The organism is Citrobacter sp. Cpo089, from assembly GCF_030332695.1.
GTDB classification, from domain to species: Bacteria; Pseudomonadota; Gammaproteobacteria; order Enterobacterales; family Enterobacteriaceae; genus Citrobacter; species Citrobacter portucalensis.
In genome coordinates this window covers 101413-115964 of sequence record NZ_JAOWHJ010000021.1, presented here as the reverse complement: position 1 = coordinate 115964, position 14552 = coordinate 101413, and the positions used below count along the sequence as shown (strand labels likewise).

Annotated in this window: 14 protein-coding genes; 12 read left to right on the top strand and 2 right to left on the bottom strand. The window is 52.9% G+C overall.

Going from position 1 to position 14552, the window contains the following annotated elements:
- Positions 1 to 16 precede the first annotated feature (16 nt).
- The 5 genes from cyoB (at position 17) to OGX92_RS02710 (ending at position 5429) form a co-directional block, all read left to right on the top strand.
- A complete protein-coding gene (gene cyoB / locus OGX92_RS02730) occupies positions 17 to 2008 on the top strand; it encodes a cytochrome o ubiquinol oxidase subunit I (RefSeq protein WP_003831008.1) in 1992 nt (663 codons plus the stop codon).
- Positions 1998 to 2612 carry a cytochrome o ubiquinol oxidase subunit III gene (locus OGX92_RS02725; RefSeq protein WP_003831007.1) on the top strand — a complete coding sequence of 205 codons (615 nt, stop codon included), beginning with the start codon at positions 1998 to 2000 and terminating at the stop codon, positions 2610 to 2612. Before cyoB ends, OGX92_RS02725 begins: the two co-directional genes overlap by 11 nt.
- A complete protein-coding gene (locus OGX92_RS02720) occupies positions 2612 to 2941 on the top strand; it encodes a cytochrome o ubiquinol oxidase subunit IV (protein WP_003831006.1) in 330 nt (109 codons plus the stop codon). The genes OGX92_RS02725 and OGX92_RS02720 overlap by 1 nt, the downstream gene beginning before the upstream one ends.
- 11 nt (positions 2942 to 2952) lie before the next feature.
- Positions 2953 to 3843: a heme o synthase gene (gene cyoE, locus OGX92_RS02715; protein WP_003831005.1), complete on the top strand. Its 891-nt coding sequence runs from the start codon at positions 2953 to 2955 to the stop codon at positions 3841 to 3843.
- Between the two features lie 221 nt (positions 3844 to 4064).
- Positions 4065 to 5429 carry an MFS transporter gene (locus OGX92_RS02710; RefSeq protein ID WP_206159847.1) on the top strand — a complete coding sequence of 455 codons (1365 nt, stop codon included), beginning with the start codon at positions 4065 to 4067 and terminating at the stop codon, positions 5427 to 5429.
- Between the two features lie 94 nt (positions 5430 to 5523).
- Here the strand turns inward: OGX92_RS02710 and OGX92_RS02705 are convergent, their stop codons facing one another.
- Complete coding sequence (locus OGX92_RS02705) at positions 5524 to 6015, bottom strand: YajQ family cyclic di-GMP-binding protein (RefSeq protein WP_003831002.1); 492 nt, start codon at positions 6013 to 6015, stop codon at positions 5524 to 5526.
- A 174-nt stretch (positions 6016 to 6189) separates the two neighbouring features.
- Between OGX92_RS02705 and panE the strand changes: the two genes are divergently transcribed.
- The 3 genes from panE to OGX92_RS02690 are packed head-to-tail and all read left to right on the top strand — an operon-like array spanning position 6190 to position 8769.
- Positions 6190 to 7101 carry a 2-dehydropantoate 2-reductase gene (gene panE, locus OGX92_RS02700; protein WP_003831001.1) on the top strand — a complete coding sequence of 304 codons (912 nt, stop codon included), beginning with the start codon at positions 6190 to 6192 and terminating at the stop codon, positions 7099 to 7101.
- Positions 7064 to 7654: a protein deglycase YajL gene (yajL, locus tag OGX92_RS02695; RefSeq protein WP_267392292.1), complete on the top strand. Its 591-nt coding sequence runs from the start codon at positions 7064 to 7066 to the stop codon at positions 7652 to 7654. Before panE ends, yajL begins: the two co-directional genes overlap by 38 nt.
- Positions 7655 to 7686: 32 nt before the next feature.
- Positions 7687 to 8769 (top strand): hypothetical protein, encoded by a 1083-nt coding sequence (locus OGX92_RS02690; protein WP_267392291.1) that lies wholly within the window; start codon positions 7687 to 7689, stop codon positions 8767 to 8769.
- A gap of 65 nt (positions 8770 to 8834) precedes the next feature.
- Here the strand turns inward: OGX92_RS02690 and thiI are convergent, their stop codons facing one another.
- Complete coding sequence (gene thiI, locus OGX92_RS02685) at positions 8835 to 10283, bottom strand: tRNA uracil 4-sulfurtransferase ThiI (RefSeq protein WP_008783933.1); 1449 nt, start codon at positions 10281 to 10283, stop codon at positions 8835 to 8837.
- A gap of 196 nt (positions 10284 to 10479) precedes the next feature.
- Between thiI and xseB the strand changes: the two genes are divergently transcribed.
- From xseB to yajO, 4 genes are read left to right on the top strand one after another with little or no spacing between them, the layout of a single operon-like run.
- Positions 10480 to 10722, top strand: coding sequence for an exodeoxyribonuclease VII small subunit (gene xseB, locus OGX92_RS02680; RefSeq protein WP_003021586.1), 243 nt, complete (start codon positions 10480 to 10482; stop codon positions 10720 to 10722).
- Positions 10723 to 11622, top strand: a complete 900-nt coding sequence (ispA, locus tag OGX92_RS02675) for a (2E,6E)-farnesyl diphosphate synthase (protein WP_003830997.1) — start codon at positions 10723 to 10725, stop codon at positions 11620 to 11622. It begins immediately after the preceding gene.
- 24 nt (positions 11623 to 11646) lie between these two features.
- Complete coding sequence (gene dxs / locus OGX92_RS02670) at positions 11647 to 13509, top strand: 1-deoxy-D-xylulose-5-phosphate synthase (protein ID WP_003830996.1); 1863 nt, start codon at positions 11647 to 11649, stop codon at positions 13507 to 13509.
- Between the two features lie 56 nt (positions 13510 to 13565).
- Positions 13566 to 14540, top strand: coding sequence for a 1-deoxyxylulose-5-phosphate synthase YajO (gene yajO / locus OGX92_RS02665; RefSeq protein ID WP_286586216.1), 975 nt, complete (start codon positions 13566 to 13568; stop codon positions 14538 to 14540).
- Positions 14541 to 14552 lie beyond the last annotated feature (12 nt).

The window sequence follows — 14552 nt, the reverse complement described above, 5'->3', positions numbered from 1 at the left end:
GCCGAGGAAGAATACGATGTTCGGAAAATTGACGCTGGATGCAGTTCCGTTCCATGAACCTATTGTCATGGTTACGATTGCTGCCATTATCATCGGTGGTGCGGCCTTACTGGGCCTTATCACTTACTTCGGTAAGTGGACCTACCTGTGGAAAGAGTGGCTAACCTCGGTTGACCACAAACGCCTTGGCATCATGTATGTCATCGTCGCAATCGTCATGTTGATTCGTGGCTTTGCCGACGCCATCATGATGCGTAGTCAGCAAGCGCTGGCTTCTGCAGGTGAAGCGGGCTTCCTGCCTCCTCACCACTACGACCAGATCTTCACGGCTCACGGCGTGATTATGATCTTCTTCGTGGCAATGCCATTTGTTATCGGTCTGATGAACCTGGTGGTTCCGCTGCAGATCGGCGCACGTGACGTTGCATTCCCGTTCCTAAACAACCTGAGCTTCTGGTTCACCGTTGTCGGCGTAATCCTGGTTAACCTTTCTCTGGGCGTGGGTGAATTCGCGCAGACCGGTTGGCTGGCGTATCCGCCACTTTCGGGAATAGAGTACAGTCCAAGCGTCGGGGTCGACTATTGGATATGGGCAGTCCAGTTGTCCGGTATTGGTACAACCCTGACCGGTATCAACTTCTTTGTGACCATCATTAAGATGCGTGCACCAGGAATGACCATGTTCAAGATGCCGGTGTTTAGCTGGGCATCTCTGTGTGCAAACATCCTGATTATCGCTTCTTTCCCAATCCTGACGGTTACCGTCGCGTTGCTAACCCTGGATCGCTATCTGGGCACCCATTTCTTTACCAACGATATGGGCGGCAACATGATGATGTACATCAACCTGATTTGGGCCTGGGGCCATCCGGAAGTGTACATTCTGGTTCTGCCAGTCTTCGGTGTGTTCTCCGAAATCGCGGCAACCTTCTCGCGTAAACGTCTGTTTGGTTACACCTCGCTGGTGTGGGCAACCGTGTGTATCACCGTTCTGTCGTTCGTTGTTTGGCTGCACCACTTCTTCACCATGGGTGCAGGCGCTAACGTAAACGCCTTCTTCGGTATCACCACCATGATTATCGCCATCCCGACCGGGGTGAAGATCTTCAACTGGCTGTTCACCATGTATCAGGGCCGTATCGTATTCCACTCAGCAATGCTGTGGACGATTGGCTTTATCGTCACCTTCTCAGTCGGCGGCATGACCGGTGTACTGCTGGCGGTGCCGGGTGCGGACTTCGTTCTGCACAACAGTCTGTTCCTGATCGCGCACTTCCATAACGTTATCATCGGCGGTGTCGTATTTGGATGCTTCGCTGGTATGACCTACTGGTGGCCAAAAGCGTTTGGCTTCACGCTGAACGAAACCTGGGGTAAACGCGCATTCTGGTTCTGGATCATCGGCTTCTTCGTAGCATTTATGCCACTGTACGTGCTGGGCTTCATGGGTATGACCCGTCGCCTCAGCCAGCAGATTGATCCACAGTTCCATCCGATGCTGGTCGTTGCCGCCTGCGGCGCCGCGCTGATTGCACTGGGTATCCTGTGCCAGCTGATTCAGATCTTCGTTTCTATTCGCGACCGCGAGCAGAACCGTGACCTGACCGGTGACCCATGGGGTGGTCGTACGCTGGAGTGGGCAACCTCTTCCCCGCCTCCGTTCTATAACTTTGCCGTTGTGCCGCACGTTCACGAGCGTGATGCCTTCTGGGAAATGAAAGAAAAAGGTGAAGCGTACAAGCAGCCTGCGCACTATGAAGAAATTCATATGCCGAAGAACAGCGGTGCCGGTATCGTCATTACCGCCTTCGCAACACTGTTTGGTTTCGCCATGATCTGGCATATCTGGTGGCTGGCAATTGCAAGCTTCGCAGGCATGATCATCAGCTGGATTGTGAAAAGCTTTGATGAAGACGTGGATTACTACGTGCCGGTCCCGGAAGTCGAAAAACTGGAAAACCAGCATTTCGATGAGATTACTAAGGCAGGGCTGAAAAATGGCAACTGATACTTTAACGCACGCGACTGCCCACGCGCACGAACACGGGCACCACGATGCAGGCCAGACCAAGATCTTCGGATTCTGGGTCTACCTGATGAGCGACTGCATTCTGTTCTCTATTCTGTTTGCAACCTATGCCGTTCTGGTGAACGGCACCGCAGGTGGCCCGACAGGTAAGGACATTTTTGAACTGCCGTTCGTTCTGGTTGAAACATTCCTGCTGTTATTCAGCTCCATTACTTACGGCATGGCAGCGATTGCCATGTACAAGAACAACAAGAGCCAGGTTATCTCCTGGCTGGCGTTGACCTTCTTGTTCGGTGCCGGATTCATCGGGATGGAACTCTATGAATTCCATCACCTGATTGTTAACGGTATGGGCCCGGATCGCAGTGGCTTCCTGTCTGCGTTCTTCGCGCTGGTCGGCACGCACGGTCTGCACGTCACCTCCGGTCTTATCTGGATGGCAGTGCTGATGGTGCAAGTTGCTCGTCGCGGCCTGACCAGTACTAACCGTACCCGCATCATGTGCCTGAGCCTGTTCTGGCACTTCCTGGATGTGGTGTGGATCTGTGTGTTCACTGTTGTTTATCTGATGGGGGCGATGTAATGAGTCATTCTAACGAGAGCGGCGGCGCATCCCATGGCAGCGTAAAAACCTACATGACAGGTTTTATCCTGTCGATCATCCTGACGGTCATTCCGTTCTGGATGGTGATGACAGGTTCTGCCTCACCGGCCGTCATTCTGGGAACTATTCTGGCAATGGCAGTGGTACAGATTCTGGTGCACCTGGTGTGCTTCCTGCACATGAATAGCAAATCTGATGAAGGTTGGAACATGACGGCCTTTGTCTTTACTGTGCTAATCATCGCCATCCTGGTTGTGGGCTCCATCTGGATTATGTGGAACCTTAACTACAACATGATGATGCACTAAGAGCGGCGATTATGATGTTTAAGCAATACCTGCAAGTAACGAAACCAGGCATCATCTTTGGCAACCTGATCTCGGTGATTGGGGGATTCCTGCTGGCCTCGAAAGGCAGCATTGATTATCCCCTGTTTATCTACACGCTGGTTGGGGTGTCACTGGTTGTGGCGTCGGGTTGTGTATTTAACAACTACATCGACAGGGATATCGACAGGAAGATGGAGAGGACCAAAAACCGCGTGTTGGTTAAAGGTCTGATTTCCCCTGCGGTCTCGCTGGTATACGCCACCCTGCTGGGTATTGCTGGCTTTATGCTGCTGTGGTTTGGCGCGAACCCTCTGGCCTGCTGGCTGGGGGTAATGGGCTTCGTGGTCTATGTGGGCGTTTATAGCCTGTACATGAAGCGCCATTCCGTTTACGGCACGCTGATTGGCTCACTCTCCGGCGCTGCGCCGCCGGTGATTGGCTACTGTGCCGTAACCGGTGAGTTCGATAGCGGTGCGTTGATTCTGCTGGCTATTTTCAGCCTGTGGCAGATGCCGCACTCGTACGCGATTGCGATTTTCCGCTTCAAGGATTATCAGGCTGCCAACATCCCGGTACTGCCGGTGGTGAAAGGTATTTCGGTCGCGAAGAACCATATCACGCTGTACATCGTGGCGTTTGCTATCGCCACGCTGATGCTAACCCTGGGCGGCTATGCAGGTTATAAATACCTGATTGTTGCAGCGGCGGTGAGCGTCTGGTGGTTGGGCATGGCGCTGCGCGGTTATAAAGTGGAAGATGACAGAGTCTGGGCGCGCAAGCTGTTCGGTTTCTCCATCATCGCCATTACCGCGCTTTCCGTGATGATGTCCGTCGACTTTATGGTGCCAAACTCGCAGAACCTGCTGACTTACGTCTGGTAAGTTAATCGTCACACCTTCTATGCCGGATGGCGGCTGACGCCTTATCCGGCCTACAAAAAAGCACATAGCTTGTAGGCCGGATAAGTTACGTTCAGATCGCTATCCGGCATTTTCGTCTCCAGCCGACGCCCCTCACAACCCCAACATTTGTTAATAAAGCGCATATTTACCCAGCCTGCTTAGCGCTTTACACTAGGCGCGAAATTAATACAGAGGTGGGAATGAACGATTACAAAATGACGCCCGGTGAGTTGCGCGCCACCTGGGGTTTAGGGACCGTATTCTCGTTGCGCATGCTTGGCATGTTTATGGTCCTGCCGGTTCTGACCACATACGGTATGGCGCTACAGGGTGCCAGTGAAGCGCTGATTGGCCTTGCCATCGGCATATATGGTCTGGCACAAGCCGTTTTCCAAATCCCCTTTGGCCTACTCTCTGACCGCATCGGTCGTAAGCCACTTATTGTCGGCGGGCTGGCGGTATTTGTTCTCGGCAGCATAATTGCTGCTCTCTCCGATTCAATCTGGGGAATTATTCTTGGCCGGGCTTTGCAAGGCTCTGGCGCGATTGCTGCTGCCGTAATGGCGCTACTTTCCGACTTAACCCGTGAGCAAAACCGTACCAAAGCGATGGCGTTTATCGGCGTCAGCTTCGGTATCACCTTCGCCATTGCGATGGTGCTGGGACCAATAGTTACCCATGCGCTGGGGCTACACGCGCTGTTCTGGATGATTGCAGCTCTTGCTACCACGGGTATTGTGCTAACCATTTGGGTCGTTCCCAATAGCACTACCCACGTGTTGAACCGCGAGTCGGGCATGGTAAAAGGCAGCTTCAGCAAAGTGCTGGCGGAGCCAAAACTGCTGAAGCTCAATTTTGGCATCATGTGCCTGCACATTTTGCTGATGTCCACATTCGTCGCCTTACCAGGCCAACTGGCGAAAGCGGGCTTCCCCGCCGCAGAGCACTGGAAAATTTATCTGGTGACGATGCTGCTGTCCTTTGTTTCCGTAGTGCCGTTCATCATTTACGCCGAAGTGAAGCGCAAGATGAAACGTGTGTTCCTCGCCTGCGTGTTACTGATACTTATTGCAGAGATTGTATTGTGGAGCGCTAACATTCGTTTCTGGGGGCTGATTGCGGGCGTGCAGATATTCTTCCTCGCCTTCAACCTGATGGAAGCCCTCCTCCCCTCGCTTATCAGTAAAGAATCACCTGCGGGTTATAAAGGCACGGCGATGGGCGTTTACTCCACCAGCCAGTTTCTTGGCGTGGCGATTGGCGGTTCGCTCGGCGGTTGGGTGGTTGAAATGTTTGATGGTCAGGCCGTATTCCTGGCCGGCGCGTTTCTGGCAGCAGTTTGGTTAGTTGTGGCAAGTACAATGAAAGAGCCGCCGTATGTCAGCAGCCTGCGTGTGGAAATTCCACCGGAGATTGCCGCCGATGACACTTTAAAGCAGCGCCTGCTGGCAAAAGAAGGAATAAGCGAAGTGTTAATTGTGGCAAAAGAGCATTCGGCCTACGTGAAAATCGACAGCAAAGTCACCAATCGATTTGAGGTTGAGCAGGCCATCAGTCAGGCGTGATGATTGCCGGATGGCGACTATCGTCTTATCCGGCCTACAAATAACGTGTGCTACCTGTAGGCCTGATAAGCGTCGCGCCATCAGGCATTACGACTTAATCGCGGAAGTTCTTAAACTGGAACGGCTGGCCGAGGTCGCCGCCGCGAACCAGTGCCATGACGGATTGCAGGTCGTCACGCGCCTTGCCGGTTACACGGATTTCTTCGCCCTGAATCTGCGCCTGCACCTTCAGTTTGCTGTCTTTGATCAGCTTAACGATCTTCTTTTGCACTGCGCTTTCAATGCCTTGTTTCAGCTTAGCTTCAACAAACCAGGTTTTACCGCTGTGCACGAAGGTTTCTGGTACGTCCAGCGACGTGCCTTCAATACCGCGTTTGAGCAGCTTGGCACGCAGAATATCCAGCAACTGATTGACCTGAAAATCAGACTCGCTCAGCACCTTAATCGTCTTATTTGACTCATTCAGCTCAAAAGTCGCTTCAACGCCACGAAAATCAAAGCGTGACTCCACTTCGCGGCTGGCGTTATCTACCGCGTTACGGGCTTCCTGAAGATCAACTTCAGAGACAATATCGAAAGATGGCATCTTTTCCTCTCCCTTCATTTTTGATGCGAAGCATAATACCTGCAAAGTTACCCAACAGACAGCGCTATACTAGGCTGTATCCTTTAATTGTACGTGGTACTGATACCTGCGAACAATAATGGGGTACGGCCGATATGGATTAACACCTGGTGCTGTTGCAGGTGAGGAGGAAGAATGAAAATTACCGTACTGGGATGTGGAGCGCTAGGACAGCTTTGGCTTACCACGCTATGCAAACATGGACATGAGGTGCAAGGGTGGCTACGCGTACCGCAACCCTATTGCAGCGTAAACCTGATCGACACGGATGGGTCAGTTTTTAATGAATCCCTGACGGCAAACGACCCCGACTTTTTGGCAAAAAGCGACCTGCTGCTGGTCACCCTGAAAGCCTGGCAGGTTTCTGATGCGGTAAAAGGCCTGGCCGCAATTCTGCCTGAAACCACCCCGATTCTGCTGATTCACAACGGTATGGGGACGATTGAAGAGCTGCATAGCATTAAGCAACCTCTGCTGATGGGCACCACCACCCACGCGGCACGCCGTGACGGCAACGTCATCATTCATGTCGCTCAGGGAACAACGCGCATTGGTCCGGCGCGTGAACAAGACGGTGATTTCAGTTATCTGGCTGAAGTCCTGCAAGAGGTGCTACCGGACGTCGCCTGGCACGACACTATTCGCGCCGAGCTGTGGCGCAAACTGGCCGTCAACTGTGTCATTAACCCGCTGACCGCATTATGGGATTGCCCAAACGGCGAGTTACGCCATCATCCTGAAAAAATAGCACTCATCTGCGAGGAAGTGGCCGCGGTCATTGAACGCGAAGGCCACCACACATCTGTGGATGATTTACGCTATTATGTCGAGCAAGTGATTGACAGTACGGCGGAAAATATCTCATCGATGCTGCAAGACATACGTGCCCTGCGCCATACTGAGATCGACTACATTACCGGTTATTTGTTAAAACGCGCCCGCGCGCACGGCATCGCCGTTCCGGAAAATGCCCACCTGTTTGAAATGGTTAAGAGAAAGGAAAGTGAGTATGAGCGCTCAAGCACTGGTATGTCTCGCCCCTGGTAGTGAGGAGACCGAAGCGGTCACCACTATCGATCTGCTGGTTCGCGGCGGAATTAAGGTCACAACCGCCAGCGTCGCCAGCGATGGCGGCCTGACTATTGTGTGCTCACGCGGAGTAAAGCTGCTGGCGGATGCACCATTAGTCGAAGTTGCTGACGGCGATTTCGACATTATCGTGCTACCGGGCGGTATTAAAGGCGCCGAGTGTTTTCGCGACAGCCCGCTGCTTATCGAAACCGTGAAACAGTTTCATCGTTCCGGGCGCATTGTCGCGGCAATTTGCGCCGCGGCCGCCACCGTACTCCTCCCACACGATATTTTCCCCATCGGTAACATGACCGGTTTTCCGGCGCTGAAAGACCAAATTCCCGCTGACCAGTGGCAGGACAAGCGCGTCGTATGGGATCCGCGCGTCAATCTGTTAACCAGCCAGGGACCGGGAACCTCAATCGATTTCGGTTTAAAAATCATTGATCTGCTGGTGAGTCGCGAAAAAGCTCACGAGGTGGCGTCACAGCTGGTGATGGCCGCGGGAATCTATAACTACTACGAGTAAATCTTCGAGCCACTCCCTTATAAGGAATCATAATGAAAGGATATCTGAGTGGAGTGGCTTTACTGCTCCTTTCCGGTTATGCCACAGCGACGCAACTCGAAATAAAGAGTATTGAATATCGCTATCCCGGAAGCACTGAAATGCAGTATCGCGTGCCATGGTTTTCCTCGACGGATAACCCCAGAGTTGCAAAACGCATTAACGATTATATTTTCGCAAACTTTATCAATCAGCTACCGGGCAATACTCCACAGGCCACAGTAAATCAGTTTGCGAAATCAGCCATGAATCCCACCGCAAACCTTGACTACACGGTTGAGTATCGCGACGCAAAAATCCTGACGCTCAACATGTTTATCGAAGGTTGCGGGGCGTATTGCGAGTCGTACAATGTGCCGATCAGCTTCGATTTAGCCAGCGGTGCGGCAATTACCCTTAACGATCTCTTTTCCCGGGCTACAATCGCCGAATTAAACACCCGCATCAGAAAAAATATCCGCGGCCAAATCGATACCTTTGTTACGGCACATAATTCGCAAACACCAGAACAAATAAAAGAAGAGAAAGGTGAAGATTTTAACTATGCCGAATTCTACGCATCGTGCGCAACCTACACCGACGGTTTGTACTACATCGACAAATTCTCCCTGCAAAAAGACCATCTGGCTTTCCTGAACGGACGCTGTAGCAACCACGCCAGCCGTGCGCTCGACGAGTTGGGTGATTTCACAACGAAAATCCCAACCGCGGAACTGCAAAATCGACTCACACCGTACGGCCAATATCTGACTACCGTAAAGAGTACAACACCAGTTTCTCCAGCGCCCGGCATTGACGGCAAAGTCATGTACGGCACGCTGGGAAAAAGCATGCGTATTGTGTTGAAGGTGGACTGCAAATACGGTGATTTTTTTGAAGGGGCTTACTTTTACCAAAAATTTGGCGCGCCGATTGAATTGACCGGCAAATGCGACACAGCCGACAATCAACATTATGAACTGAAGACATCTGCGGCTGAACAAACGCAAGAGAAGATAACGCTAGAGTTTAAAGACGGTGTCTATCAGGGGGTCTGGGAGTCGAACGGGAAGACGCTTCCCGTTCGTTTTGAATAATATCGTTATATTGCCGGATGGCGGCGTAACCGCCTTATCCGGCCTACAACACGATGTTTACTCAATTACGGGCGATACACCTTCACATTTTCAAAGCCCTGCTCGCGCAGATAAAGCGCCTGCAGGCGACTCATCACCCCGCGTTCACACCACAGCAGCCAGGTTTTACTCTGGTCCAGATCGCCGAATTTAGTGCTCAGCTTGTAGAATGGCAGAGAAACGACGTCCACACCTTCAACCTTCAGCGGTTTATCATCCTGTTCATCCACAGAACGGATATCAAGGATTACGTCATTCGGGCCGAAACCGCTCACGGTTTCCACTTCTACCACGGTCTGCTGCGTCTGCTGGGCGATATCGCGAATATCGATATTGTTCGCTTCTTCAACCACTTTATCGAGGATAGAGAAATCGAAGTTTTCTTCTTCGGCCTCAATCTTCGCTTTGATCGCTTTCACCGTCGGGCTTTTTGAAATCACACCGCAGTATTCCGGCATGGTACGGGCAAAGTCCTCGGTACCAATTTCACGCGCCAGATTGATGATGTGCTCTTTATCATGGGAGATAAGCGGGCGCAGGATCAGGGTGTCGGATACGTTATCGATCAGACGCAGGTTGGTCAGCGTCTGGCTGGACACCTGGCCCAGTGCTTCACCGGTTACCAGCGCCTGTACGCCGTAGCGCTCAGCGACTTTCGACGCCGCGCGAACCATCATACGTTTGAGAACCACGCCCATCTGGCCGTCATCAACTTTCTCCAGGATCTCACCGACCACCGGTTCAAAGTTGATAGCAACAAAACGCACGCGATGCGAACTACCGAAGCGATTCCACAGGTAATGCGCCACCTGGCGAACGCCGATTTCATGCGCTGCGCCGCCAAGGTTAAAGAAGCAATAGTGCACACGGCAGCCGCGACGCATCAGCATATAGCTGGACACACCGGAGTCGAAACCGCCGGAAATCAGCGACAGTACATCTTCCTGCGTACCAATAGGGAAACCGCCAATACCTTCATAGCGGCCTTTAACCAGCAGCAGACGGTCGTTTTCGATTTCAAGATTAACCGTCACGTCCGGCTTCGTCAGCTTCACGCGTGCAGATTCAATATGTTGGTTCAGTCCACCGCCAACATAACGTTCCACCTCAATGGAGCTAAACTCATGCTTCCCGCGACGCTTAACGCGTACGCAGAAGGTTTTTCCTTCCAGTTGATCGCGATACTGCACCAGTGCCTTCTCAAAAATATCGTGCATATCGGTAAACGGCACGTCTTCTACTTCGAGAATGTGGTGGATACCCGGAATACGGGTCAGCGCGTCGCGAATATCCAGGCGCTGGCTTTCATCTTTAGCGCGAACCTCTACGTGATCCCAGTGACGGACAACGGCAAGGTCTTCATCATAGTGCTTTAAAACGTTACGAATGTTCCCTGTCAGAATTTTTATAAAGCGCAAACGCACAGATTGGCTTTTGATGGTGATTTCTGGGAACAATTTAATGATAAACTTCATGGCGGCAATGGTTCTTAGGCAAGTCTGAATGACTTGTAATGGAAAAAAATACAGCAGCCCATACCCGCGACTGCATCCAGGCGCGCAAGTATATCACCATCACGCGGCTACTGTGCACATTGCGCGTTATTTGCTTATCAGTGCGAGTCCGTTACCATAGTCTTGTGCTGCCAATACAGAGAGTCAGACATTCATTATGCCGAAGAAAAATGAAGCGCCCGCCAGTTTTGAAACCGCGCTGAGCGAGCTGGAACAAATTGTTACCCGTCTGGAAGGCGGCGACCTGCCGTTAGAAGAAGCGTTGAACGAATTCGAACGTGGCGTACAGTTGGCGCGTCAGGGACAGGTCAAATTACAACAGGCTGAACAGCGCGTACAAATCCTGCTGTCAGATACTGAAGACGCCGCCCTTACGCCTTTTACACCGGATAATGAGTAAATGGATTTTACGCAGCAGCTACAGGCTTGCGTTGAGCAGGCAAACCAGGCACTGAGCCGTTTTATCGCGCCACTGCCCTTTCAGAACACTCCCGTGGTAGAAACCATGCAATATGGCGCATTATTAGGCGGTAAACGTCTGCGCCCGTTCCTGGTGTATGCGACCGGTCAGATGTTTGGTGTCAGCCTGAGTACGCTTGATGCTCCCGCTGCCGCCGTCGAATGCATTCATGCCTATTCGCTGATGCACGATGATTTGCCCGCGATGGATGACGATGACCTGCGACGCGGTCTGCCGACTTGCCACGTAAAATTTGGCGAGGCAAATGCGATCTTGGCCGGAGATGCGCTACAAACGCTGGCATTCTCCATTATCAGCGACGCCCCAATGCCGGAAGTCACTGACCGTGACCGCATCGCGATGATCTCTGAACTGGCTCAGGCCAGCGGCATTGCCGGTATGTGCGGCGGCCAGGCACTGGATCTGGAAGCTGAAGGTCATCAGGTTGAGCTGGGTGCACTGGAGCGGATTCACCGCCATAAAACCGGAGCATTGATTCGCGCCGCCGTGCGTTTGGGGGCGTTAAGTGCTGGCGATAAAGGGCGAGAATGCCTGCCAATACTCGACAAATACGCAGAAAGCATCGGTCTGGCTTTCCAGGTTCAGGATGACATCCTGGATGTGGTAGGCGATACTGCAACATTGGGTAAACGTCAGGGTGCTGACCAGCAGCTTGGCAAAAGTACCTATCCTGCACTTCTGGGTCTTGAGCAAGCCCAGAATAAAGCCCGGGATTTAATCGAGGACGCCCGCCAGTCGCTAAGTCTGCTGGCCGCACAGTCACTCGATACCTCGGCACTGGAAGCGCTAGCGGACTACATAATCCAGCGTGATAAATAAACCAACATATCCCATGAGCTTGCGATGAGTTTTGATATAGCCAAATACCCGACCCTGGCGCTGGTCGACTCCACCCAGGAGTTACGTCTGCTGCCAAAAGAGAGCCTGCCAAAGCTTTGCGACGAACTGCGCCGCTATTTGCTCGACAGCGTAAGCCGTTCCAGCGGGCACTTCGCCTCTGGTCTGGGCACGGTGGAACTCACCGTCGCGCTGCACTATGTCTACAACACCCCGTTTGACCAGTTAATCTGGGATGTGGGACATCAGGCTTATCCGCACAAAATTCTGACTGGTCGCCGCGATAAAATCGGCACCATTCGTCAGAAAGGCGGCCTGCATCCGTTCCCATGGCGCGGTGAAAGCGAGTATGACGTACTGAGCGTTGGGCACTCTTCAACCTCCATCAGCGCAGGTATAGGTATTGCCGTTGCCGCCGAGAAAGAAGGTAAAGAGCGCCGTACCGTGTGTGTGATTGGTGATGGAGCCATCACCGCAGGGATGGCGTTTGAAGCGATGAACCACGCGGGCGATATTAGGCCCGACATGCTGGTTATCCTCAACGACAACGAAATGTCGATTTCAGAGAACGTTGGCGCGCTGAACAATCATCTGGCACAGCTGCTCTCTGGCAAACTCTACTCCTCGCTGCGCGAAGGCGGGAAGAAAGTCTTCTCCGGCGTGCCGCCGATTAAAGAACTGCTCAAACGTACTGAAGAACACATTAAAGGTATGGTTGTGCCGGGGACTCTGTTTGAAGAACTGGGCTTTAACTATATCGGTCCGGTGGACGGTCACGACGTGCTGGGGCTTATTACTACGCTCAAAAACATGCGCGATCTGAAAGGCCCACAGTTCCTGCACATCATGACCAAAAAGGGTCGTGGCTACGAGCCTGCGGAAAAAGATCCGATAACCTTCCACGCGGTACCCAAATTCGATCCGTCCAGCGGATGCCTGCCGAAAAGCAGTGGCGGCCTGCCGAGCTATTCAAAAATTTTCGGTGACTGGCTGTGCGAGACCGCAGCGAAAGACAATAAGCTGATGGCAATCACCCCGGCGATGCGCGAAGGTTCCGGAATGGTGGAGTTTTCACGTAAGTTCCCAGACCGCTATTTCGATGTGGCGATTGCCGAGCAGCACGCGGTGACGTTTGCTGCCGGTCTGGCGATTGGCGGCTACAAGCCGGTGGTAGCCATTTACTCGACCTTCCTGCAACGCGCCTACGATCAGGTGCTGCACGATGTAGCCATCCAGAAACTGCCGGTCCTGTTCGCCGTTGACCGGGCAGGGATTGTTGGCGCAGATGGACAAACCCATCAGGGGGCTTTCGATCTCTCCTTCCTGCGCTGCATCCCGGAAATGGTCATCATGACCCCGAGTGATGAAAACGAATGCCGCCAGATGCTGTTCACCGGCTATCACTACAATGACGGTCCAACGGTCGTGCGCTACCCACGCGGCAACGCGGTAGGCGTTGAGCTGACCCCGCTGGAACAACTGCCAATTGGTAAAGGCATCGTGAAACGTCACGGGGAAAAAGTGGCGATTCTCAACTTCGGTACCCTGATGCCGGAAGCCGCTCAGGTAGCAGAGTCGCTGAACGCCACGCTGGTCGATATGCGTTTTGTAAAACCACTGGATGAAACGTTGATCCTTGAAATGGCTGCCCAACACGAGGTGCTGGTTACCATTGAAGAGAACGCCATTATGGGTGGTGCTGGCAGCGGCGTAAACGAAGTGCTGATGGCCCATCGTAAGCCCGTCCCGGTGCTGAACATTGGCCTGCCTGACTTTTTCATCCCGCAGGGAACTCAGGATGAAGCTCGTGCCGATCTGGGTCTGAATGCCGCCGGAATTGAGACCAAAATCAAGGCCTGGCTGGCATAATCCCCTCCCCGCTCCTGCTATGCTTAATTCATCACGAGCTAAGCAGGAGTGGATTGATGAAATACAACATCTTAGGAAAAACCGACCTACGGGTCTCCCGCCTTTGCCTGGGTTGCATGACGTTTGGCGAACCCAATCGCGGCAATCACGCCTGGACGCTACCTGAAGAAAGCAGCCGCCCGATAATCAAACACGCCCTTGAGGGTGGCATTAACTTTTTCGATACCGCCAACAGCTACTCCGCTGGCAGTAGCGAAGAGATTGTCGGTCGCGCGCTGCGTGATTTCGCCCGCCGCGAAGATGTCGTGGTCGCTACCAAGGTTTTTCATCAGGTGGATGATTTAGCGGAAGGTTTATCCCGCGCACAAATCCTGCGCTCAATCGACGACAGCCTCAGACGCCTGGGTATGGACTATGTGGACATCCTGCAAATTCACCGCTGGGATTACAACACGCCGATCGAAGAAACGCTGGAGGCCCTCAACGACGTCGTAAAAGCCGGTAAAGCTCGCTATATTGGCGCCTCATCCATGCACGCTTCGCAGTTTGCCCAGGCACTGGCCTTACAAAAGCAACACGGCTGGGCGCAGTTCGTCAGCATGCAGGATCACTACAACCTAATCTACCGCGAAGAAGAACGCAAAATGCTGCCGCTTTGCTATCAGGAAGGCGTGGCCGTCATCCCATGGAGCCCGCTGGCGCGCGGTCGCCTGACGCGTCCCTGGGGAGAAACGACCGCACGTCTGGTTTCCGATGAAGTCGGTAAAAATTTGTACAACGAGAGCGATGAAAACGACGCGCAAATCGCCGCACGACTGACCGGTGTCAGTGAGGAGTTGGGTGTAACGCGGGCACAGGTTGCGCTGGCCTGGCTGCTGAGCAAACCCGGCGTGGCAGCGCCAATTATTGGCTCTTCGCGTGAGGAACAGCTGGATGAGTTGCTCAACGCGGTAGATTTAACGTTGAAGCCGGAGCAAATTGCCGAGCTGGAAACGCCGTACAAACAGCATCCGGTGGTGGGATTTAAATAAGCGCGGTTGAAG

What these genes read in the sequence shown, in the direction of transcription:
- cyoB (WP_003831008.1), top strand. Translation starts at nt 17, where the DNA reads ATGTTCGGAAAATTGACGCTGGATGCAGTTCCGTTCCATGAACCTATT.
- OGX92_RS02725 (WP_003831007.1), top strand. Translation starts at nt 1,998, where the DNA reads ATGGCAACTGATACTTTAACGCACGCGACTGCCCACGCGCACGAACAC.
- OGX92_RS02720 (WP_003831006.1), top strand. Translation starts at nt 2,612, where the DNA reads ATGAGTCATTCTAACGAGAGCGGCGGCGCATCCCATGGCAGCGTAAAA.
- cyoE (WP_003831005.1), top strand. Translation starts at nt 2,953, where the DNA reads ATGATGTTTAAGCAATACCTGCAAGTAACGAAACCAGGCATCATCTTT.
- OGX92_RS02710 (WP_206159847.1), top strand. Translation starts at nt 4,065, where the DNA reads ATGAACGATTACAAAATGACGCCCGGTGAGTTGCGCGCCACCTGGGGT.
- OGX92_RS02705 (WP_003831002.1), bottom strand. Translation starts at nt 6,015, where the DNA reads ATGCCATCTTTCGATATTGTCTCTGAAGTTGATCTTCAGGAAGCCCGT.
- panE (WP_003831001.1), top strand. Translation starts at nt 6,190, where the DNA reads ATGAAAATTACCGTACTGGGATGTGGAGCGCTAGGACAGCTTTGGCTT.
- yajL (WP_267392292.1), top strand. Translation starts at nt 7,064, where the DNA reads ATGAGCGCTCAAGCACTGGTATGTCTCGCCCCTGGTAGTGAGGAGACC.
- OGX92_RS02690 (WP_267392291.1), top strand. Translation starts at nt 7,687, where the DNA reads ATGAAAGGATATCTGAGTGGAGTGGCTTTACTGCTCCTTTCCGGTTAT.
- thiI (WP_008783933.1), bottom strand. Translation starts at nt 10,283, where the DNA reads ATGAAGTTTATCATTAAATTGTTCCCAGAAATCACCATCAAAAGCCAA.
- xseB (WP_003021586.1), top strand. Translation starts at nt 10,480, where the DNA reads ATGCCGAAGAAAAATGAAGCGCCCGCCAGTTTTGAAACCGCGCTGAGC.
- ispA (WP_003830997.1), top strand. Translation starts at nt 10,723, where the DNA reads ATGGATTTTACGCAGCAGCTACAGGCTTGCGTTGAGCAGGCAAACCAG.
- dxs (WP_003830996.1), top strand. Translation starts at nt 11,647, where the DNA reads ATGAGTTTTGATATAGCCAAATACCCGACCCTGGCGCTGGTCGACTCC.
- yajO (WP_286586216.1), top strand. Translation starts at nt 13,566, where the DNA reads ATGAAATACAACATCTTAGGAAAAACCGACCTACGGGTCTCCCGCCTT.